26 protein-coding genes are annotated in these 22,245 nt (G+C 41.0%); 2 read left to right on the top strand and 24 right to left on the bottom strand.

Annotated elements, in window-relative coordinates:
• The first annotated feature begins 136 nt into the window (after positions 1–136).
• The gene (locus NSU11_RS12935; protein ID WP_265785277.1) at positions 137–1,111 is read left to right on the top strand and encodes a hypothetical protein; all 975 of its coding nucleotides are present in this window, start codon (positions 137–139) and stop codon (positions 1,109–1,111) included.
• Between the two features lie 75 nt (positions 1,112–1,186).
• On the top strand, positions 1,187–1,378 hold the full coding sequence (locus NSU11_RS12940) for a hypothetical protein (RefSeq protein WP_265785276.1): 192 nt from the start codon (positions 1,187–1,189) through the stop codon (positions 1,376–1,378).
• 172 nt (positions 1,379–1,550) lie between these two features.
• Here the strand turns inward: NSU11_RS12940 and NSU11_RS12945 are convergent, their stop codons facing one another.
• The 24 genes from NSU11_RS12945 to NSU11_RS13060 form a co-directional block, all read right to left on the bottom strand.
• Positions 1,551–2,015 carry a hypothetical protein gene (locus NSU11_RS12945; RefSeq protein ID WP_265785274.1) on the bottom strand — a complete coding sequence of 155 codons (465 nt, stop codon included), beginning with the start codon at positions 2,013–2,015 and terminating at the stop codon, positions 1,551–1,553.
• Positions 2,016–2,173: 158 nt separating this feature from the next.
• Positions 2,174–2,995: an N-acetylmuramoyl-L-alanine amidase gene (locus NSU11_RS12950; protein WP_265785272.1), complete on the bottom strand. Its 822-nt coding sequence runs from the start codon at positions 2,993–2,995 to the stop codon at positions 2,174–2,176.
• A gap of 46 nt (positions 2,996–3,041) precedes the next feature.
• Entirely contained in the window at positions 3,042–3,461 is a 420-nt protein-coding gene (locus NSU11_RS12955) for a phage holin family protein (protein ID WP_265785270.1), read from the bottom strand.
• Positions 3,462–3,504: 43 nt separating this feature from the next.
• The gene (locus NSU11_RS12960; protein ID WP_059375570.1) at positions 3,505–3,684 is read right to left on the bottom strand and encodes an XkdX family protein; all 180 of its coding nucleotides are present in this window, start codon (positions 3,682–3,684) and stop codon (positions 3,505–3,507) included.
• Positions 3,681–3,980, bottom strand: coding sequence for a hypothetical protein (locus NSU11_RS12965; RefSeq protein ID WP_265785266.1), 300 nt, complete (start codon positions 3,978–3,980; stop codon positions 3,681–3,683). The genes NSU11_RS12960 and NSU11_RS12965 overlap by 4 nt, the downstream gene beginning before the upstream one ends.
• A gap of 17 nt (positions 3,981–3,997) precedes the next feature.
• A complete protein-coding gene (locus NSU11_RS12970) occupies positions 3,998–5,356 on the bottom strand; it encodes a BppU family phage baseplate upper protein (RefSeq protein ID WP_342493604.1) in 1,359 nt (452 codons plus the stop codon).
• 13 nt (positions 5,357–5,369) lie between these two features.
• Complete coding sequence (locus NSU11_RS12975) at positions 5,370–7,244, bottom strand: right-handed parallel beta-helix repeat-containing protein (protein ID WP_342493605.1); 1,875 nt, start codon at positions 7,242–7,244, stop codon at positions 5,370–5,372.
• A gap of 38 nt (positions 7,245–7,282) precedes the next feature.
• Positions 7,283–9,022, bottom strand: coding sequence for a phage tail protein (locus NSU11_RS12980; protein ID WP_342493606.1), 1,740 nt, complete (start codon positions 9,020–9,022; stop codon positions 7,283–7,285).
• Between the two features lie 12 nt (positions 9,023–9,034).
• On the bottom strand, positions 9,035–9,868 hold the full coding sequence (locus NSU11_RS12985; protein ID WP_265785259.1) for a phage tail domain-containing protein: 834 nt from the start codon (positions 9,866–9,868) through the stop codon (positions 9,035–9,037).
• Complete coding sequence (locus NSU11_RS12990) at positions 9,869–13,828, bottom strand: phage tail tape measure protein (protein WP_342493607.1); 3,960 nt, start codon at positions 13,826–13,828, stop codon at positions 9,869–9,871.
• Between the two features lie 72 nt (positions 13,829–13,900).
• Positions 13,901–14,095, bottom strand: a complete 195-nt coding sequence (locus NSU11_RS12995; protein WP_060832508.1) for a hypothetical protein — start codon at positions 14,093–14,095, stop codon at positions 13,901–13,903.
• 2 nt (positions 14,096–14,097) lie between these two features.
• A complete protein-coding gene (locus tag NSU11_RS13000; protein WP_059375584.1) occupies positions 14,098–14,433 on the bottom strand; it encodes a hypothetical protein in 336 nt (111 codons plus the stop codon).
• Between the two features lie 38 nt (positions 14,434–14,471).
• Positions 14,472–15,098 (bottom strand): major tail protein, encoded by a 627-nt coding sequence (locus tag NSU11_RS13005; protein ID WP_075622175.1) that lies wholly within the window; start codon positions 15,096–15,098, stop codon positions 14,472–14,474.
• Between the two features lie 11 nt (positions 15,099–15,109).
• Complete coding sequence (locus NSU11_RS13010) at positions 15,110–15,478, bottom strand: DUF3168 domain-containing protein (protein WP_060832510.1); 369 nt, start codon at positions 15,476–15,478, stop codon at positions 15,110–15,112.
• On the bottom strand, positions 15,475–15,858 hold the full coding sequence (locus NSU11_RS13015; RefSeq protein ID WP_060832511.1) for an HK97-gp10 family putative phage morphogenesis protein: 384 nt from the start codon (positions 15,856–15,858) through the stop codon (positions 15,475–15,477). The genes NSU11_RS13010 and NSU11_RS13015 overlap by 4 nt, the downstream gene beginning before the upstream one ends.
• A complete protein-coding gene (locus tag NSU11_RS13020) occupies positions 15,851–16,216 on the bottom strand; it encodes a phage head closure protein (protein WP_265785252.1) in 366 nt (121 codons plus the stop codon). The genes NSU11_RS13015 and NSU11_RS13020 overlap by 8 nt, the downstream gene beginning before the upstream one ends.
• The gene (locus NSU11_RS13025; RefSeq protein ID WP_322535923.1) at positions 16,152–16,493 is read right to left on the bottom strand and encodes a head-tail connector protein; all 342 of its coding nucleotides are present in this window, start codon (positions 16,491–16,493) and stop codon (positions 16,152–16,154) included. The genes NSU11_RS13020 and NSU11_RS13025 overlap by 65 nt, the downstream gene beginning before the upstream one ends.
• A gap of 14 nt (positions 16,494–16,507) precedes the next feature.
• Positions 16,508–16,906 (bottom strand): collagen-like protein, encoded by a 399-nt coding sequence (locus NSU11_RS13030; protein WP_108611788.1) that lies wholly within the window; start codon positions 16,904–16,906, stop codon positions 16,508–16,510.
• Positions 16,907–16,930: 24 nt separating this feature from the next.
• Positions 16,931–17,227: a hypothetical protein gene (locus NSU11_RS13035; RefSeq protein ID WP_342493608.1), complete on the bottom strand. Its 297-nt coding sequence runs from the start codon at positions 17,225–17,227 to the stop codon at positions 16,931–16,933.
• A gap of 20 nt (positions 17,228–17,247) precedes the next feature.
• Positions 17,248–18,435 carry a phage major capsid protein gene (locus NSU11_RS13040; protein ID WP_342493609.1) on the bottom strand — a complete coding sequence of 396 codons (1,188 nt, stop codon included), beginning with the start codon at positions 18,433–18,435 and terminating at the stop codon, positions 17,248–17,250.
• Positions 18,436–18,475: 40 nt separating this feature from the next.
• Entirely contained in the window at positions 18,476–19,108 is a 633-nt protein-coding gene (locus NSU11_RS13045) for an HK97 family phage prohead protease (RefSeq protein ID WP_342493610.1), read from the bottom strand.
• Positions 19,101–20,342 carry a phage portal protein gene (locus NSU11_RS13050; RefSeq protein ID WP_342493611.1) on the bottom strand — a complete coding sequence of 414 codons (1,242 nt, stop codon included), beginning with the start codon at positions 20,340–20,342 and terminating at the stop codon, positions 19,101–19,103. The genes NSU11_RS13045 and NSU11_RS13050 overlap by 8 nt, the downstream gene beginning before the upstream one ends.
• 6 nt (positions 20,343–20,348) lie before the next feature.
• On the bottom strand, positions 20,349–20,531 hold the full coding sequence (locus NSU11_RS13055) for a hypothetical protein (RefSeq protein WP_342493612.1): 183 nt from the start codon (positions 20,529–20,531) through the stop codon (positions 20,349–20,351).
• A gap of 11 nt (positions 20,532–20,542) precedes the next feature.
• Positions 20,543–22,240 carry a terminase TerL endonuclease subunit gene (locus NSU11_RS13060; RefSeq protein ID WP_342493613.1) on the bottom strand — a complete coding sequence of 566 codons (1,698 nt, stop codon included), beginning with the start codon at positions 22,238–22,240 and terminating at the stop codon, positions 20,543–20,545.
• Between the last annotated feature and the right edge of the window lie 5 nt (positions 22,241–22,245).

Raw genomic sequence — 22,245 nt, forward strand, 5'->3', positions numbered from 1 at the left:
CAATTGTGAATTGTTCTTATTAAATTATAACATCTTAATTGTCGATTCCGTAATATTCTTAATTTGGAAAAAACAACTTTTCGTTTCATTAATATGATAGACTTATTTGGAAAATATTTGTTTTGGAGGGTCTATATTGAATCATATTAAAACTTTTCTCTTTTTGATTTTATGTGCCTTATTCTTATCTGCTTGTGGCAAAGCAGAAAACACATCCTCAAGTAACTCCAGTAAAAAAGAAGAAAGCATTGAAACTAAAGAAAAATTAAATGTAAAGATCAATTTGGATAAAGAAATCACAAACAATAAAATTATTATCATTAGTGGAAAAAGCAACTTGCCTAAAGGTACGAAATTAAGAATTCGTCTTGAACTCAAAAACTCTCATAAAAACTCAATAGTTAATTCAACTGTTCAAAAGGATGGATATTTCGAGTATAAATTCTTTAATGAAGATGACGATGTATTTGATGATGGAAAATATATTATATATGTCGAAACACTACCGGTTCTTGAACAAACTGAAGTTGTTCAAGAAATTTTTGGAGTCAATGGTTCTAACCTAACTGGTCCACAGATTAGCGGTGACTCAGAACTAAAAGCTACTGCTGAAATAAAGTTAAAAATAAACAATTCTGAAGTTATTTCTGAGGAGGAACCTTTGCCTAAAAATAAAGATGCAGAGGAAGAAAAAAATGAAGTTTATAACTCAGAAGAAGTTGAAGATAACAGTGAAGAAGATGAGTTAGATATGGTAAAAGATGATGCAGAAATAGAAATCAAAACAATTATCAAAGAGAACTATAAAACCACATCTATTGAAAAAATTGAAATTAACGAAGATATGGGTTCGAGTGAGAAGAACAAGCTAATTGCTCTTGTTTACTTGTCCTTTGATGCCTTGAACACAAGTAAGACAGCTTATAACATGGTTGAAATGTATAGTGATGACTTAGCTGCAAACATTGGCAAAGATAATGATACAGTCAATCAGATAGCTGTATTTTGGAAAGTTCCTTATATAGATGAAGATGAAACATTGGCTAAATTCTCTTACGAGCGTTCAGGAGAACATATGATAATTACTGATAAAGTATCTTCTTTAAAATGACCGACCCTTCAAGTTGAAGGGTTTTTTATTAACATTTATAATCGAACATACATTCTCATTTTAGGAGGGTAAACCGTGACAGATCTTGAAAGGAAGCTTTATCGAATTATTTATAATATGAGCCGGTTTCGCAAGAATCCTTCGATGGATGACCTTAAAAGGAAAACGGGTAAAGATGAGCTGGCAATCCGTAAGGCAGTTAAAAACCTTATCACAAGAAATGAAATTGAATGGGATAAAGAGAAGAAGGAATGGCGGTTTAAGTAAACAAAAAAAGCCGCCCAGGTGGTCGGCCAACAAGTTTCATTTGTTGATGTTTTTCTTAATGTCTTCTATCTCGTTTCTGAGGGATTTATTTTCTCGTTTGATCTTAGAAACCTCTACGACGGTTAGTAACAAAGTTGCAACTATAAGTAAAATCAAAATATACTCAAACATGTTAAATATCCATATAGTAGTCATCAAAGCCAAATGTCGCAGCAATACCTATTACCGGTACTAATGCAGCTCTGAAACCCCATCTGTGTTTTTTATAAGTTGATTTCGTCAACTGCTTGCGCTTGTAAAGTTGATTGGCGATATAGCGACCAGCAGCATATCCACTTCCCACAATTGCGGTCATCCCAGTAATTATGCCGATCACAACAAGTATAGGATTATGTACTGTGGCTTTATCTTCTTTGTCAAAAAGACTGTCGATTTTAAAGATGTCATTGTCAGTTAGTCCAAGATCTAACGCACCTTTATATAATTCAGGATCGTTTTTTGTAAATGATTCAGACGGTGTTTTTTGTTCATATTGCGGCTGATTAGCTTTTGCATCTGCAAACTCTCCAAGCGTACAGGAGATACCCAACGCAGCTACAATGGATAATGAAATTCTTGTTATCCATTTTTTATTCAAATCAAACCCTCCCCTTTTTAATCCCATCAAGCATAACTTAAAATATACAGTAATTTCCATAGTTACAAATAACCGAATAGCGAAGGTGGATTAGTAATAAAGTATGGAAATTACGACAAACAAAAAAAAGCCCCTCCAATAAGGAAAGGCTTCTCTGTTTACTTCAAGAGTGCTTCGAGTTTTGCTTTAGTCTTCGGACCATAAATGCCATCAGCCACAAGACCATGCATCATTTGGAATCGTTTGACCGCACCCGCTGTCTTTGGTCCATAGTAGCCATCAATACCGTTGTTTTTAGCTCCTTTGTCAGGATAGAAATAGAGTGCTGCTAGTGCTTCTTGGATTCTTCTTACAGCGTCCCCTTTCATCAAAGGTGCTTTTACCTTAAAGATGCCTGTTGGGAGCTTGTACACCTTCTTAGATGCTTTTTTCTTAGGTGTTGTTGCTGAGGATGTTTTCTTAGGCTCGGAAGATGAAGTTTTTCCACCAAGCGCCTTTAACTCTTTTTCAATGGCCGCTTTAAATGAGTTCCATCTACCTTCACCAAGGATACGGTGCGGACAATACTTCCCATTCCAGTCTTGATGCTTGCGTACTCGATCAACACCCCAACCACGTTCTTTGAGTAACTGCGCCACGAATTGAATGGCTAGCTTTTCCGCAGCCTTGTATCTAGCACCTCCAGACTCGCTATAACAAATTTCAATTGCAATGGACTTGCGGTTACCAGTACCATTTGTGCCATCACCTGAATGCCACGCATTGCGATCTAACGGAATAGCTTGAATCACCTCTTCATCGTCCACTGCAAAATGGTAACTCGTCGAACTTGTGTTATTGATCATATAGTTAATTTCATTTTCAGCTGCTGCGTCATTCGCTGTATTGTGGATTGTGATGTATTCTGCGTTCATTTTGTTAGGACATTTTAAACCGTATCTGCTGGATGGAACCATTTTCTTTTTTACTTTGATTGCCATTATTATCTACTCCTTAATTTGTTTTTATATAGAAAAAAGCCGCCGATTACTCAGCAGATTTCTTTTCTGACTCTTCTTTTTGGCTGTCAGACTCGATCACATGAAGACGGTCTGTAACGGAAGCCGGAATTTTCACGCCGATCTGTGCAAGGTTCTCTACGATAGACAAACCTTCATTGGCGATATAAAAAAGCACTGTCCCGAAGGTCAGCACTCCATTTAAGCCCATGATCTGATCAATGATGTTAGCCACAATCACGACAACAAAACTGAGCATTTTACGAACGTAGCCAAACCATGCTGTACGGCTGCGTAGTTTGCCAACTTTCCAAGCTTTGATGATTCCTGTTAAAACGTCGATGACACTTAGCAGCAAGAGCAAGTCCAAAAATTTCACTCCGCCGAATAGATATGTTCTTGCAAGATCCAAAGTTTCAAAGTTTATAAACACTATCGTTTCCTCCATTTCGTTAATCACCTCCTTTCGAAGGCAAAATAAAAAGCACCTGTTAAGATGCTGTTGAACCTAAATCCACTGAGACAGCAGGCTTTTCAAACTTCAAACCTGTTATCTCTTCAAACTCTTCTTTTGTAATTACTTTTAATGAAACATATTCCCTCATAATTTCCGGTGTATAAACGCCCCAATCCCAAAATACTTTTATGTCGTCCGCCGTTGGGTAGATCATGATGAGCCACCCCTCTGCATCTGCGAAACTTGCAATGTGAGTAAAGCCACTTGTTTTTTAAGCATCGTTACAGCATCTTGTGGCGGTGGATCAGGCTGCAAACTATCAATGTATTCTTGTGTTGCTGATTCAAACCACTCTTCATTTTTGGGATCGTACTTTGCAATAAATAACCCATCTGGTGGCTGTTTATCTGTATAGCCTTTGGGGATATTTTCTCCGTTTTCTACATCTACTAAAATGTCTTTCTCTGCTTGCCAAATGTAATTTTCATCATATTTATACACCCAGATCATATTCGCACCTCCCACGTTTACTTTGCTTTAAAACGGACCCCAAACGTAATAAATTCATTGGGGTTTACCGTATTAGAACAAGATTGAACACAAACTCGACCGTCAGTACCTATATAGGTTCGGTGATATTGTGGTACACCCGGTGTCCCCAAACTGGATGCTACTCCAATAAAGTGAAATGACTGCAAGGGAAAGAATCCTTCAAGTAATGTAAACGCCTCGACATCATTACCAATCACTCCACCAGTAATAGACCCGATGATCTCCACCACTCCCAAGGCATCTTTTGAGTAGCATAGCGTGTGCGGAAATCCATCTGATGATACATATTGCTTCCATCCTTTGGACAATGAAGGTTTTTTCCAAGTGACTGCAGCGTCTCCATCTGTTATGAGACGTTTCCACCCTCGAAAGCCCTGTGCATGGAATGTGCCAATCCAAGTCATATTATCAAATGATCTCGTGGCAATAACCCTTTTGTAATTAATTTCATTTTGGACATATGATGTTTCTAAAACTTCAATGTAATAGAAACTGGAATCATTCTCTACAGGCAGATTTAACAGATTTGCTCCCATATAAAAACCCGTTGGCAGTAAAAAAATATCAGTACCGTTTGGCAACCTTGCAACTTTACCGTCGTTAGGTGTAAGCTTGTGCAGCTGGCCGTTATTCCAGTTACTTTTTTCTGATTCTGTTACGTGAATCTTTTTGTTTTCAAGGTGCGGATCGACGTATTCTTTTGCCGCTTCCAGTGCCGCCGCTACTTTATCTTTTGCACCTGCAGGTGTTTCCGCGTGAGCATCCGTGTATTTTTTAGCTTCTGCAAGCGCTGCATCTGCTTTAGACTGCGCGCCTTCCTTTGTTTCGATCTCATCCAAGTCCTTAAACTTGGCCCTCAGATCATCAATCGTTTGTATAGATTCTTCGTAAAGCTCATTTATCTTTGCTCTTAACGCCTCGAACTCGTCTACATAATACTCAGTGATCGGCACAATGCCTTGATCAATGAGTGACTTTGAAATGTTAAAAGAGAACTGATGCACAGACATAGATTGATCATTTGTATAATACAAATTCAGCTCAGCTTGTACTATACCGTAGTGCTTGATCTCTTTATCTGACAAAACGTACTCGGCGTGTCCATTCACTCTATCAACTATCGTTACGTCTCGAATGAATCGGCTGCCGTCGGCCATAACTAATACAAGTTTTCCAGTGACAGCTGCTAAAGGCAACGGCACTCCTTCTTTTGTGAACTTGAAAGTTAGCCTTGCTGTCTGTCGATCCTGTGTCCAAAAATTTATGCTGGTTGATACGCTTGAACTGGTATACGCGTTTACATCAAAATCAAGTGGACCGTTTTTGCGAATCATGTTATCACCTCTCTCATGTTACATTCTCGATCGTTTTAATTGGATCGACACTATTATCTTTCAAGCTACCTTCTGCGCCAGCTCCTTTTAGTCGATTACCGAAATGCTGAATACGAGAACACTTACTAGTAAAATACATAGCGTATCTACATTTTTTTCCACGCACTTTGTTGAATCTTGCTGCTGAATCTGTGACTCCATCCATGAAGATAATTCCGTAATACGGGTTTGATGAAGAAGTCCTTTTACCTGCATTCTGAATATCGCTGAAATCAACGTTTATGTCCTCTGAATCTCCTGAAACAGAAATCCCCGAATATCCAACTTCACGTAAAGTTGTGTTTGTGACATCAATGTTCTTGCACCCTAATTCTACGCGCAAGCCGTTTCCTTCGATGTCTTGTCCGACGTTTAGATCAGCTTTGCCATTGCTGCAGCGTGTTAAGAGCACCCCATGATGCTTGATGTCTCTAAATTGATTGTGAGACACTAAAAAGCCATCCACATCCGATAAATGGATAGCATGCTTGACCTTTACGCCATTGATTTTGTTTCCTGAAACTTCAACGTCGTCAATTTTTTGAATCCCTTTACGGCCATATACCTGAATAGCATGACGCTCTTTGATATTGGTAAAAGTGTTATCTTTGACTGAAAGACGCTTTACCTTGTTGACCCTGTTCGTAGGATTGCCGTTTGCGTCTTGCGTGTAGACCGATTCTACTCTAGGGATCATTAGTCTTACACCGGATGCACAATCCTTAAATCTGTTTCGGCTTATTACAACATCTTCCCATTTGTTCCCTGAAATTGCGTACTCGGTCGTATCTTCAAAATCGTTGTTTTCGATACGAATATCAGAATACCAAAAGCCATCTGTGCTGGTGTGAGAATCTATCCCCCGTGCATATCCTTTTAAGCTTTCGGATCTGCTGAAATAGCAGTCTCGAATAGTGACATGCTTGCTGACGGTTTGGTCATAAGCACCAAAGGCGCCGAAGTTGTCCGCCGATCTCATTAAGTCCAGCTGAATCGCAGCAGAAAACCACCTGTCGCCTTTATAATCAGCGAAACCTTTAAACCAGACATTCTCTATTAATACGTGTTTATTACCTGCACAGTCAAAGGCATGACCGCCGCACACATCTTTGATCGTGATGTCCCGTATGATAATGCGCTCAGCATGTGCAAAACCTATGACTGAACATTGTTCTTTGATCTCTTCTCCTGCGCTATCAAACACCCCTTGACCGTCAATCAGTATATTTCCGTGGCCATCATATCCTTTGGTTTGGCCATCTTTGTCACCATTTACAAGCATTGATCCTACAAAGCCACGTTTAATAACGGCGCCAGCTTGTAAGGTCAAATGAGTATTTTTATATATGCGGGCTGTCTCCGTCAGCTTGTATTGTCCAGGAGGAACAACAATGTGCACAGGGTATAATTTTGCAAGACTAAGAGCTGCCTTGAATCCTGCCGTAAAACTTCCGTACTTTTTAATAAATCTTTTCAGATTCAGGGAAACGGCAGCTGCTTCTATTTCTTCTTCAAGTATTTGAAAGTCATAGTCTAATCTGTCTTTTGCTGTGGGATGAATAGATGCATCCCTAGCAACTCGAATGTCTACAACTTCCTTGACATCATTCCCGTCATGATTGAGAACAAGGTTTGTCAATCTAGCCCACATGTTGTCAATCCTGTTGGCAACAGTAAATAGACCATGCATAATCTGACTAGACAAATGAGCTTTTTTACTATCCTTGTGAGACTGTAATTCAGTTGCATTTTTATTAAGCTCATTCTCAACCATTTGCATGTCACCGCGTAACTGTGATTCATAGACTGAATTTCTTGTCGTATCATAATCCTTTTTAAGCCGGACCAATTTATTCACTCCTTTCGATTCCAAAAGAAAAAACGCTTCTAATTGAGCGTTCTCATCAATTGATCAATGTATCTTTTTTGCTGCTTAATCTGCCGCGCTTGGCTTACTTGATAATCCTGAATGTCTTTTCGGAAGTTTGCGAAAGTCATTTTAGGACTGTCATACGGGTTGAGGGGATTATAAGTGACAGACACTAGCCTTACATCGTCCTCAAACGTGATCCCGTTTGCCGTATCGGCAATGACATGGATCGTGTCTCCTTTCCAAAAATCATCTTCTATACCTTGTAGTGCTGGCTCATAGATAAACTGATACTCAGCCTCAACCACCACGTCAGGATATGGGTTCACATGCTTTTTCAAAGCAGAAACCATGTTGCTTGCTTTTTTTACTGTGTCGTCTCTTATCGGCTCTCCCCAGCGCGGCTTTCCCTCGATCAAAAATTTGTCTTCGTCAGGATGGATGTAAAGGATAGGCTGGAATTCGTATTCAGGCTCTTTCTCTTTCTCTTTTTCATCCTCCGTTTTTGTATCGGTTGACTTTGTATCACTTTTCTTAGCTTTCTTTTCTGCACCGTAACCCCATGCACGCGTTGATGTGTTTTGATCATTAATTTTCATCTTAAATCCTGGCATATTGTATCGGCTGTCAAGTGTGAAGTCTACTACCTTACCCATTTTTAAATGTACATAGATGACGTAGTTATTTACATCAAGCTCTATTTCATAATCTTCAACAATCTGATCCATTAATTCGACTCTGTTCTTTTCTCCGAAGCCGTCCTGATCTACTTCGTCAAACTCCGATAATTTTGCTTTTAGAACATATTGAAAAGGCGTACCCGCTAAGGCAAAGTCTAAAGCTTCTTTAATGTTCAGTTTCTTTGAAATTTTTTCTTCTACTCTGTCATTTACAAGAAGAACAGTATACACATGATTGGCCGTAACCTTTTTTTGAAGCACGTTTTTTCTACTCTGATCAAGCTCAATGTCTGTGATGTAATACTTTTGATGGCTGTACACTTTTTCATCTAAGTACAATATGTTCCCTGGAACAAGCAAATCAAATTCTGTTCCGTTATCCTCAGTTCGTAGAAGTGTGAAGTTGAAACTCTTCTTGCCCGTTGTATCGTCTTGCAGCTCCAACACAGCGCCAACGATTTCCACAAGCTCTTTGCCGTCTTTGGTTGAGACATGAAGCTGCCTGAAATCAATGTCAGTTGGCAGCCCGTCGTTTAATTCTACATCCTTGCCCTGATACTCTTTACTTGGATACTCAGGGCCCGTTGGTGTTTCTGGTTCACTCGGTTCTTCTGGTAGATCATCCAAATTATCATATTGTGTGAGCTTGTAAGTAAAGATGATGCTGTTTAATTTTGTTGCATAGTTTATGTCGGTAGCATATCCGGCTTTTGAAACTGCTGCAGTAGCCTTTTTATAATCTTTTTCACCTACCACATCTTTATATCGACTCAAACGAGTGTACAAGCTTCCAAGATCAGCTAAGCTCTCCGCGTATGATGGGTACTTTCTAAACTTAGCTTGTATCCTGGTGACATTCCCCTTTTTGTCTTGTTCGCTTGTCCACATGAGAACATATTTACCGTTATATGTCCCTTTGACTCCGAAGAGATTATGCGCCTTTTGAGACAGGTCGCTTTTTCCGAAACCACTTTCTAGGCACCCCTGAGCGATGACAAGGCTCGCAAGCACGTTATATTTCTTATAGACTTTCTGCGCCCCTGGAGCTAGTTTTTTTATAAAATCCGCTGCAGCCATGACATCCTCCTTTTACGGAAAATAAAATCTTGTATCAAAAACAATCTCAAAATCATTTGTATTCTGAATCTCAAACTCATTCATGCCTTTATCTAAGGACGGCAGCCTACCGGATGTTTTCAATCTTTTATTACCAACAACGGTATACTGTTTCAGGTTTCTGACCTGCTGTGACTTTTTCAGTTCGGCTTCTATTTTCAGCCTCTCATTGTTCGTGTGATTGATAATCGTTATGTTTTTTCCCTTTGCGTTTAGCAGCACGTTGTAATCATGCTGCAGTGGGTTAATAGGTAAGCCAGGATTGAAAACACTAAACCGTTTTTTGTTTTTGAATCGGTACTGGAGATCGTCGCGCCTTTGAATTCCCATTCCTGAAAACCATCTTTCATTAGAAAAGTTCTGCGCGCTTAAAGACGTGCCTTTTGACTCTGCCAGCCCTGTGATATTGTTAAAATCCACTTGGAAGGATACCTGGTTTTTTTGCTTGTCTTTGGGTATTTGAAACCCTCCGTCACACGTAACCGCAAAACGCCTCCCAGGAAGCAGATCACATGAGATGTAATACCAGAAGGGCTGAACAACAAGATCATAAAACTCATGCCTGTACTGATAAAAGTTTGCCGCGATTTTAGCATCGAGCAATATCTCAACCTTGATAGACCTTTCTTTGTACACTATGTCGCGCGGATGCTGCGTCGGTACAAGTCCGTTAAACCTGGTTAACTGTTCAAGCTCTCTATCAGTGCTAGGCGCATCAGGTGCAAAACTAAGCAACTTAAAATAGGGCAGTAACCCCGACAAAGGCTGCTCTCCTAAACCATCCCTGAAATCAAAATACAGATCCATTTATCTTTTCAGCCCTCCTTTATAGGCATTCTGCTCATATTTTTGAGCGCTCTTTTTGTCTAGAATAGATGTATCCCCTTGAGTAAAAACGATGTCTGCTAAATGCTCACCGCCAATAATGACAGGCGCAGGATGGATTCTGATTGTTTGTCCCGTAGCACTTACGCTTTCATTGTTCGTTTGTAGATTATTTGATAGAAGACTAATAAGGGCATCTAGCTTTTGGTTTAATACAGGCGTATCAATCTCATTTCTCACAGTCAGTTCAGCGCGCATCGTATTTATTTCATCTGCTGCCCCCTGGATGTTAAACGCCATTCTATTAATTTCAGATTTAAAGGACGTCATAGCACCTTGCGCCATAGCTGCAGTGCTCTTTTTCACGTCCTGCGCTTTTTCTCCAAGCCCAATGATAAACCCATCGCCAAAGTTCACACCTTCTGTAATGGTCTTCTTTGCAGGTGATTTTGATTGTATGGAATCTTTCAGCGAACGTATTGCAACTTTACCGATGGCCCATGCAGCTTTCCAAATCGTACCGCCTGTGCCCCCCATGCTACGAATACCGTTAGCAAAACCTTTAGAAAAATCGGCACCTGTGCCAGTTGTTTTCACGCTTGATAAGCCTTGTTTTCCTGATTGTGCTACGGTGCTACCCGAATTACTAGCGTTTCCGGCTTGGCTACGAATCCCCGATGCAAATTGAACGCCTGCTTTTTGTCCGCCTCCACCATCGGTTGTTTTGGCAAGCTGGGCTGTTGCTGACGCACTAACGGAAGATGCTGCAGACGTATTGGCGCCCTTTGTGCTTGTTATTCCCGCACTATGGCTTTTCCCTTTTGTCACTCCTGCTTGAGTAGATTGAGTGGTATTTTTGTCTAGGTTTGATAACGCTGTTTGGTTTACGCTGCTTGCTGCAGTGCTTGTGCTGCCTTTTGTTGAGCTTATACCTGCGCTAAATGATTGGCCTTTTTGTGAGCCGAATGTTTTAGCTCCTGCATTGCCTTCACTTAACTTTTGCCTAAGTGCTTGCTGCAGAACTGTACCACTGGTAGATACGTTAATTTTTGACGAACTGATTCCATCGCTAAATGATTGACCTTTTTCTTTCCCTGCAATTCTAGGAATGCCGTTTTCCTCTCGCAGTTTTTGATCAAGCAACTGCTTAAGGATCGTTCCACTTGCTAACGTGTTAGGTGTGGCATCTGTTAAGCCGTCCGCAAATTCATCGCCCATTTTCTTTCCCGATTCACGGGCAGATGTTGCACGGTTAAATTCATTTTCAGCATTTACAATCGCTTCGTTTGCTTTACTAGCTGATTCTTCTGCAGAAAATCCTAAACCCTCGTTAAATTCAATAAGTGCTTGTTTCGTTTTTTCTAATGCTTCTTCTTTGCTGTCTCCAAGTTTTTGTAAGAACGCTACTTGTCTTTCAGCCCATCGCACTTGGTATTTTTCTTCTTGTTCCTCTTGATTGGTGAAAATACCCATTGAATTACTTGAGTATTCTATTTGTTTTTCTAGTGCTTTTCCTGTTTCTAAATCCAGCAGTTTCCCGTCTTGAGCCATTTGATCAAATAACGCTTTTGAATTGTTTTTATACGCTTCTAGGTTCTCAGCAAGAGCCTTTTGATAATCTGCATTACTTTTAGCTTTTAGTGCTTTGTGCTGCGCTGCTGATATCGCTTCTTTTGCAAGGGCCTCGTCTAAAACTTTATTTCTGTAGTCGCGATCTTCTTTAGCAGCCTTCTGTCCCTCTTTATAAATGCCGCTGATTTGATCGTTGTAGCTTTTGGCATTTTTAAAAGAGAGTTTGTTTTGACTCTCAGAAACTCTCTGTTGGATTGCTAAAGCGTCCTTTTGATTTGCGGCAAACTTACTTGTTGACTGTTGAAAAAATGAAATTATCTCTTCAAAAGTTTTCTTTTGAGAAGCATTCATTTTCGATGTCATTAAGCCTGTTTCATCTTTCAATTTTTCTAACTGCCGCATTTTCTCGCGAACTTTTTGGACGTCTTTGTCAATGTCTCCAACCAATTGATCGGACCAATCTTCTCCGATTTTCTTTGTCTCTTTTTCCTGATCTTCAAATAGTCCTTTGAGAACTGCAATTGCATCAGTCTTAAATCCTTCTAACTCCTTAATAAGAGATGTGGACATTTTTTGATAAGTAGACAATAGATTGCTTGCCATCTTCTCGGCTTCTTTTCCTGAAACCTGTGTCAGTTGGAACATTTGTGATGTAGCTTTTTCGCGTAGATTCACATATGATTCGGCCGCTTTTTGTGTCGCTTTAGAAACACCCTCGCCATATAAAAGCGCTGCTTCTTTTGCTTCTTCTTGGCGTTTCTTTTGGTTTTTCAGCTGTTCATTATAAGCATATGTCGCTACGGCAATACCGCCTAGTAAAGCCGTTCCACCAACTATGGCAAGCCCCACTGGACCCGTAAATGCTAAGAGCGCACCAATACCCATCGTTAGCGTTGCGACTGCTGTTGTGGCGCCCAAAACACCCGTAGCAAACAACGCAGTTTTAGCAATCGTTTGAGCTGTGGCAGAATCCATTTTGTTAAACATGGAAACGATGTCTGCTCCTTTTTCAGCTAGATTTCCAAGCGCAGGAAGTAGACTTTCAGTAAGCTTAATCTTTGCCCCTTCAACTGCAGACTGGAAAGCAATGATACTGCCCCGCGCATTATCAAGCATTGTGTCAGCCATTTTTTTAGCCGCACCGTCTGATTCTTTTAGTGCTTTAGTGTTTTCTTTCAATGCCTTGCTACCCTTTTGCAATAGAACGGCCCAGTGTTTGTATGATTCAGCTCCGACAATAGTTTTTAAGGTTGCGGCTTGCTGCTCCTTCGTCATGCCCTTCATACCCTTTTCCATCTCGGCAACAACTTCCGGCATACTCTTCATGTCTCCCGCTGCATCAAAGAAAGCAAACCCTAATTTATCAATTACCTTCTGCGCCTTTCTAGCTGGTGTTGCCAGCCTGATCAAAGACGTACCAAAGGCTTGTCCTGCGATTGAACCTTGCAAACCTGCGTCACCAAACGCCATGACCGCAGCCGCTGATTCTTCTAATCCCCAACCTAGGGAATTAGCGTTAGGCGCAAGGAACTTCATTGCCTCACCCATCTGCTCCACGTTCGTGTTAGCATTAGCCGCACCATATGCAATTACGTCCGATGCGTGCCCCGCTTCCGATGCTTTCATGGCAAAAGCTTGCATCATATTAGAAGAAATGTCGGCTGCGGCGGCTAAATCCAGTTGACCTGCAGCTGCTAAATTCAGCATACCTGGCATAGCTGCATAAATATCATTCGCTTTAAATCCGGCCATCGCCAGGAAGCTTTGTGCATCTGCTGCTTGGCTGGCGGTGAAAACAGTTGTTGCTCCCAGCTCTTTTGCCTGGTTTTTCAGCTTTTCGACTTCTGCAGCTGTTCCCCCTGAAATAGCTTTAACTTTGCTCATCTGTGTTTCGAATGACATACCAACTTCTACAGCGTCTTTCAGTGGGAGGACCAAGCCAGCAAAAGCAACACCTGTAGTCATCGCTACTGAAGCACCCTTGCTTCTCATTGTGTTGCCAACTGTATTCATTCTTTGGCCCATCTTATACATAGAGGATGAAGTACGTTTTATTTCAGCTTCCATTTTCTTGATTTTATTCGTTGTCTCAGTCAACGCATTTTGCGTTTTGTTCATTTCAGCTGTTGCATAGTTCAGCCGACGGGCAAGATTTTGTGTCTCTCGCGCGTCCTTTCCCTTCTTGATGGCTGAATCCGCATAAGCTCTTTCAAGTGCTTTGACCTTCATTTTATGCTGATCTAATTGCTGTGAAAGGGTTCTGACTTTTGTTTGTGACGTTTTCAGTTCATTACCCCACACACCGACGGCAGTCCGATTCTTTTCAAATTCAGACTTTATGTTCTTCATTTGAACGGCAATTGCTTTCATTTCCCCGTTAAATTGGGACGAATTAGAATACAGCTTTACTTTAATGTCTTTGCTCAATCCCTCACCACCTTTTTACAGTCCAGGTATCTGATCAATGTATAAGGGCTTATCCGATGCTGCAGCGTTATTACTTGGCTTTTCTTTGCTCGCTTCTTTGCGCCGCGCGAGTCGTTTCAAGTGATACACAATATCCATTTCATCTATTTGGTTCTGTGAAAAGCCAATGTCCTCTAATGCGTTATACATATCAAGGACAGCATCGGACAAACTTACTCCCCCGGCTCTGCTTCCTCTGCGGTTTCTGGATTCAGGATCTTGCTCGCTTCAACGATATTTCCGATGACATAGTTTGCAGTTGCGTAGATTGTTCTATATAAAAGTCTTGAATCAATGCCTTTTTCAAATTCTTCTGCAGTGAATTTGTTTCCGAACACTTCACAGATAAACTCTGATTGTTTACTTGTATAAATCCTTTCAGGATCATTCGATTCAAGGTCTTCTGTTATTTCTGCCGCAGTCCTAAATAAAACACCCGTGATAAAGTTAGGTGTGGAAAATTTCTTTTTCTTACCGTTTAAATGCAAGGTGATTGTCAATGCTTCCATGCTATTGCCTCCCAATTACAAAATAAAAAAGAGCGTTATTAAACGCCCTTTCCGATGTCTACTGAACTTGTGGAATCCTCTGTATCTTTTCCCTTTGCAAACGACGCCCCGTCGTATACAACTTGTTTAAACCATTCATCCGGGTCAAAGCCTTCGTCGAACTCAGCTTGTGCCTTCCAACGGTTTTTCCCCTTCTTATTTTGTAAAGTCATAAAGCCTGCCTTGAATTTTGCGGTTTCAGGATCTGCTTTACCCTCTGTGGTTTTATTTTCGTTAGCCATCAGTTCAGGAAGTCCCTTTAAGAACCAGTAAAACCTATGGCCGCCCGTGGATGTTTTCGCCCTAAAGCCGAAAGCCAAGAAAATAGCCTTGTCATCAGAACTGGCAAAAGAAATCCCATTCTCGACCTTGTGTCCGAAAATCTTGTTTTGCACCTCAATAGGTAAATCCGCTAGTTCTGCTTCAAGGTCAATGTCACCCATGTTGTTAAATGAATCGAACACGCCGTTATCAGCCCAAAACTTAGACTGTTCTGATTTTGGATCGACTTTGACGTTTACAGCTCCTGGCAGTCTTTCAGGCTTTGCATATTCAAGTCCTTTGTCATCATCCTGAATAAGTTCAGCATAATGAAACATGTCTAATCCGTAGATTGTTTTCCCCATCTGTTTTCCTCCTAGAAAAATGTTTTGACGTACCTCATACCTCTGTGAAAGATTTTTGTATCTGTTTCGTAAAGGTCAACGGAATCGTATCTTCCGTAACCTAAATCTTTCATAAGACGATCTATTTGTTTCGCTATTTCTGTTTCGTTTTTCCGTGTGTCTGCTTTTGAAAATATGCTTAACTGGAATCGAACCTCACTTGCTGCGGAACGGTTGTCTCTGTACTCCTGGTCCCTATTTGTAATCTCTGAAAATACAACTCTGGGGAATGCGGCCACATCATCGGCCACAAGATTATGGAAACCACCCGTGACAAGCTGCTTTAATTCATTGTTTTTTATTAACGCTGCACTCAATTCTTTCTTTGCATCAAGACTCATTTAATAGGTGCCGTGATAATTCTTTCCATGATTTTCACAGCTTGTCCCTCCCCTTCGATCCCGCCTTTCTCGATGAATGGATGCGGCGGCATTTTAGATGTCCCCCACTCTAGAAATCGTCCTCTGTAAGCGACTTTTCTATTCGGCCCAACCGATACAAACAGTTCACCGTCTTTGGATTCTCTTGCAGTTGAAACGGTGATGTTATCGACCATGTGAGGCTGATTTTTTGAACTCTTATTCACGTTACGTTTTTGGTGCTCAGCTATTACCTCGCCGCCAGCTTTAAGAGCGACCTTTTCAGCTTTTTCCACGTCGTCACCTATCTTGTTGAAAAATCTTGTTAGATCATCAAATCCATCAATATTCATATCAGCCATTTACGCCGACCTCATTGCATGTGACTTCAAGTTGCTTCTTTTTATTTTCGATGTCGTTGAAATCCATTACATCGAAAGTGCGATATATTGGCTCTCCTGCGTCATCGGTACCCGTTCGATGAAGAATACGCATATCTTGCGTAACGTCTTCCCGGTATCTTAATGTTATTTTCTTTGGTGACTTAACGCCTAACGCACCGGCAACAAGCGTATCTGATTTTGTGCCGGAAAATCCTTCAATTGAACCCCATGTCTCAAAGACATTTTCATAGGATTCATTCCAATTCAGCTCGTCATCCTGTACCCTTTTCTTTACTTGAAAGGTTAAGCGACGATTCAACTCGCTTATCTTCTTCATCCTCTTCTGCCTCCACATAGCGAAGTTGGGTTAGTTGATCCCGAATAGTAAAAGGGATGGATGAGCCGGAAACGCCTGACTCATACACCCCTCGATTTTCGTACCAATGAGCAACAAGCATGCCTGTTACAAGCGCATACTGCTCGTTACCTTCTACATACCGCCCTATTCCATTTTTGATATATCCCTTTGCTGCAGTAATTAAGGTTTTAAGCAAGGTGTCATCTTGGTCGGTATCAACTTTTAAATATTCATCTTTCAGCATTTTTAAATCCATAGAAGACCGCCTACTTATTCAGTATTTTCTTTACCAATTTGGTCTAATCGAGACTCTAAATCAGTGATCCTTTTTTGTACCTCTGAATTGATGTTGTCCCATTTAACGCTACCTTTACCGATTGTTCGGGAGTTGACAGACCCATCGCCTAAATGGTCGTTTTTAATAGACCCCGTTTCAATTACTGCGGGATCTCCTTTGTCACCTTTTGGGCCTTGCTCTCCTGGATCGCCTTTTTCTCCTTTCGGTCCTTGAGGGCCTTGTTCACCAGGATCACCCTTTAACCCCTTCACATAAAGAGGATTTTCTTCGCTATTGTCTTTCACCGTAACTGCAGTGATAGGTTTACCATCATGGCCCGCCTCCGCGGACGTGAAGACTCCATTACTTTCGTTTAGATAATCTTTTGCCATGTTAGATCAATTCCTTTCCAATGTTTATTCTTTGTTCAGTTTGCTTTTCAGCTCTTTTATTTCGTCTTCCATTCCCTTGAGTCTAGTTTCAATAGACGAATTAAGATGCTCTGGCATTACACTTCCCGTCCCGATGTTTACCGAACGAACAGCTTTTTCAGCAAGCATTTCATGTGTCACGGTTCCTGGTGCAGTTGATCCGCCGCCACCTAGACTCACTTCCTGACCATCTTTGACGATTTTTCCACCTGCAAACTCTAAAACACCACCGATGACAGTTCGATCCCCGCCGTCAGTGGTGTAATTTTTTGTCACTCGCATGACTTATTCACCTCTTTTTTTTATTCACTAATTGACAACTGGCCGTATACTACCGCTTCTTTGTCCCAAGCCACAACGTCTTCACGTTCAATCGCTCGTACTTTCGTTGTGTTTGTCTCAAACGATCCTGCAGCAAGATTCGTATAGGCGATAGACTGTTGCTGACGATCAAATAAGATAACTGCCTCTTTTAAATCACCAACGATTACAGGTGCTTTCCCTGCTTTTGTTTTCAAAACTTTGTTTGAGATAACCACCACACGACGACCAAACAGCATTTTGTTTGTCGGCTCGGATGGAATGTCTTTGAGTAGATATTTGCCGTCCGCGTCTTTTAATTGATCAAGATAGTTGAAGCCGTCTTGATTTGTCATGATGATCGCCCCAGCAGAAATGGCAGTATCAAGCGTAACGTTTAAAGTCTTTTTGATGTCATCCAAGCCCTTAAATTCGACCTTTTTCAAACCATCAAGGATAGCCAAGATAAGAGAGTTTCTTGTTGCGACTGATTTTTTAACGAACCATTTCGCAACATACGTCATGATGGCTTGATCTGTATCCTGCAGCAATGTATTTGAAAGTGGTAAAAGCCCAGCATAGTCAGTGATTGTATATGATAGTTTTGTAAACTTAGGCTGATCTGTTTCTGGAATGTTTTCCATTTCCTCGATGTCTAGGAATGGTGTCATGTCTCCATTTTTTTCAAGCATACGACTACCTGAACGGGTTGCAACCGGCTCGACCGTGACATATTGCTCAAGTTGATGTAATTGCTCCCGCTTTAACTCTTTAATAGTTCTTGAAATATCTTCGGGGATTAGGATTCCGCCATCTTCTTCATTTTTTCCTGACATCGCTCTGAATTCAGGGTTTTCTAGGAATTCACGTTCTTCATGTGTTAAAGATTTACCTCGAAGAGACTTCATGAACAACTTGGTGAATTTCTTTTGACGTTCTTCTTTATCCCCTTCGGCTCCTTTTCGTCCCTCCGGGTTACGTTCTAGCTCCGGCACAAAATTTTCACCGCCAGGTAAATCAGGAACGTTCAGTGATCGTCCTTCTACCATCAATTCTATTTGATTCTTAAGCTCTTTCACTTCATCGAGAAGCTTGCGCGCTTCCTCTGTTTTTCCCTCTGCTAGTGCTTTATCAGCATCTTCTTTCTTTTGCGTAAACCGCTGACGCAGTTCAATTTCTTTTTTTGTCATTTTTATTTTTCCTCCTCATAGAACGGAACGCAAAAAAGCCTTATTCGGGAAGATCAAGGCTTAAAAGTTCCAATTCAATTTTTAAAATTTCATCTGTTGGTGCGCTTCGTTGATCTTTCATTTCTTCTACTTTCTCCATGCTTCGAGCACCTACCACAGCTTCGGTATCGCTATATGCAGGTGTCGTTACTAGAGAAATGTCATAAATGCGGTGAATTCTGTTTATTCTTCGTTCGTATATGTCCTCGTTTTCGTTAATTCTCCATTCGTCGGGTTCGTCCCCGTTGTAATCCAACGAAAAAGCAAAAGAACATTGATTAATAACGCCGCTGCGTATATTCTCCATGAGATCGCGGGCATATGACGTGTCTGACGGTTTAAATCTGAATTTAAGACCTATGCCATCTATTTCGAGTTCAAGCTTCCCTGACTCCCCTGAAACGGTATTTCGCGCTAGGGGAAAATCCTCTCGATGGTTAAAAAGTGCAATGACGTTTGATAGATCGGTAGATTCTAAAGCGTTCCTGCTGATAATTTCTTTGAACCAGCCCAAACGCTCGGACCATTTTTCAAACTTCAAAGCATAGCCTTCCACATATTCGGCTTGTCCTTCACCGTCGGAACGGATCTCAATTGGCGACGTGAGCAGCCGCACTTCTTTTTCTTTACTCATTCTTGCTGTCACCTCCCTTCATGGCTGAACCAGCTTTAAGCCGCTGGTATTCTTCCATAAAGTCAAGGAACACATAGTTCAAGCTAGATAGATATTTTTCGCCATGTTCGATAGGATTTCTTTCAATCAAGTCGCGAATCTCATTTTTATTTAAAAGACCCGCTTCGCTCATGGTCTTAAAATACTCTGCTTGAGTTTTACTGTCGCCGCGCAGCTCACTATCAACATTGAATTTTACATAATGGCCCGCTTTTTGATCATTGTCAGTAAATAGCTTAATATTTAATTCTTGTTCATAATTCACGATCCACGGTTGCAATGTGTTTTTTACATATTCCAAAGATTGATGCTCAATGTTTGAAAATGTGGCTTTATCAAGCTCATTGAGTTTATGCAACGGAACTTTATAAATCATGGCAATTTGTGCTTTATTGAATTTCATAGATTCTACAAACTGCGCTTCTTGCAACGGCATGGCAATAGATTGATATTCTAGTCCATTATCAATAATGGCTATGTTTTCACCCTGGTTGACCCGCAGCCATTCTTTTCTTACGTTCTCTTTTGGTTTTTCATCCAAGAAAGAAGGTACTTTTAGAATGCCTCGCGGCGTGGCTTCGTTTTTATATAGTTTTGCGTTATATTTTGTTGCAGCTGCTTGAGCGCCTATATGCTCTCTCACTACCCCAATAGGCGACTTACCGTGAATGCCATCCGTTGATAAACCTTTAAAATGAAGCACCTGGTGTTCATATAGTTCCATCGTTCTTCCGTTAACGTTGGTTTGGTACCATAGCCTCCCTGAGTCGGGATGGATGTATGCTTTAGTTGCATCCGGCCGCAACGGGTAAAGATTTTCAGGGAAACCGTGAGCCCCAAACTCAATCATCGAATAGGCATTTCCCCATGTGAGGACATGCGTCATCATCAGCTTTTTCCATACATATGCTGTCATGTACGGGTTTGGTCTTGCGTAGATCATATAGGCTGATGGATGATTAGGGTTTCTGTTGACTCCTTGACTCTCTTTTTTAAATGTGTGTATCGGTAGCTTTGCGATGTCATCTGATAGTACGTTAACACATGCGAAAATGTCTGGTTGCACAAGTGAATTGCTTTCACTGACTCTTTCACCGCTTGCCGTTTCTCGACCTCCGAATAGATTGATCAGCTGACTGAAACCGTCTAATGTTGTTGAGCCTGAACGCTTTTCAAAGAATCGGTCTATAAACATTTATTTTCACCTCTCTTTCTGCCGCGCGTGACTTGACAGCAAGTAGGCATAAAACATAAAAAATACACCCGTCAGAAATAGACCGATGTTTGTATTTATCCGATACGCTGCCAGCAGAATAAAGATGCACCCTCCGATAAACAGCAAGTCATTTAAAATCATCTTTAAAAAAACAATAAATTTTTTCACTCTCTCACTTCCTAAAAACTGAAATTTCCTGAAAAATGTTTGTTTAAGTCAACGTTTGCACCCATATCGTGATACATGGCCCTAGCAAAAGCATTCATAACGGCTGCAGCTGGATCTATTCTTTGCGGTGATTTCGCTTTGTCTAACATGATATTTTCTTGAGCGTCTTGTTTAATGATTGCGTTATTATATGCAAAAGTTAGAAGTGGATCGTTCCCATGAATGACCTTTCCCTCGTATACCTTTTGTCTGTAATCCTTTGTGGGTAAAGAAAGATGCTGAATCCTTTGCGGCAGCTCAACCATATTAAATCCCTTACTCTCAAGCCGTTGTGCAAGGTGCAGCGCATTCCATTTGTCGTAAGCAGATTCAATGACCCTTAATTTGTTGACGTGGGCAAACTCAATAATCCATCTTTCAACAAATTGATAATCAACCGCTTCCCCTGGTGTGAATGTCATCCAACCTTGATCACGCCATAAATCATAAGGCACTTTATCAGTAGCCATTTTCTCTTTTGCCTTTTCCTCTGGAATGAAGGAATGCTGGCCGACATAATAAAAACCATCAAGCACGCCAACCCACCCGACAGAAGTCAAGTCCGTTGTCATAGATAAATCTAAACCAAGATAGATCGCCATTTCTTTTAGATCAGGTATTTCACCATGACAGGCACGCCATTTAGACATTTTCATATATCCGTTGTCTTTTTGATCAACCCACCCATTCATGTTTTTTGTAAGGAAACTTCTCATCTTTTCAGGCACATCTAATGCAACTTTTAACGCTGCCCTTAGTGACTCCATCCCCTCTGGGTAAGTTGCGACTATCGGATTTGCCTTGATCCAGTTCGATTCATCCTTTATATCGTCTTGTGGATCAAGCTCACAGATCATAACAAAATAATCATCGTTTTCAATTTCAATGTCGGGATCAAGAATCTTAGAAACATACTGATACTCTTTAAAGCACGGCCCGTTTAAGTTGAAACCTGCAGTAGTAATGATAATCATCAAAGGGCTACGACGAGCGACCATACCGCTATCAATAACATCATATATTTCACTTGTTTCATGAGACATATATTCGTCGACTATCCCTAGTGATGGGTTTTTTCCGTCTCCAACCTTTCGGGCTTCACGGGATAACGGTTTGATAATTGAATTTGTCGCGTATTTCGTGACCTGCCCGTTGGCGTCTGTGTATTTCCCCTCTAAAATAGGTGCGTGCTGTAGTTGCTCAAGTATTGCTTGATAGACTTCATCCGACTGCTCCCTTGACCATCCAGCAATAAACACACGATGTTTTTCCTTAGTGGGAAAGATCTCATACGAAGCCATGATAGCCAGCAATTGTGATTTTGCGTTTTTTCTCGCTAACTGGATGTAAGCCTTTCTAAAACGCCTGGCACCATTGACCTTTTTGTAAAATCCATAGATATTAGCAGCCATGAATAGCTGAAAGTCTGTCAGTTCAATCGGCTGACCTGCCAATATGCCTTCCACATGGTTGAACTGCTTGGCCCATTCATAGAAGTCTAAAACTGATTCCGCATCAAAATAATACGGGCAGTCTTCTTCTGCTAACCGCTCTACGTCTTTAATGAACCTCTGAACAGCCCACTTGTGCTTCTTTCCTGCTTTTATTTCCCCCGTTTGGATCTTTTCGCAATATGACCATACACGCTCAATTAAAAGCTCTGCGGTCATTTCCT

The organism is Bacillus sp. FSL R5-0712 (genome assembly GCF_038593285.1).
GTDB classification, from domain to species: domain Bacteria; phylum Bacillota; class Bacilli; order Bacillales; family Bacillaceae; genus Bacillus; species Bacillus safensis.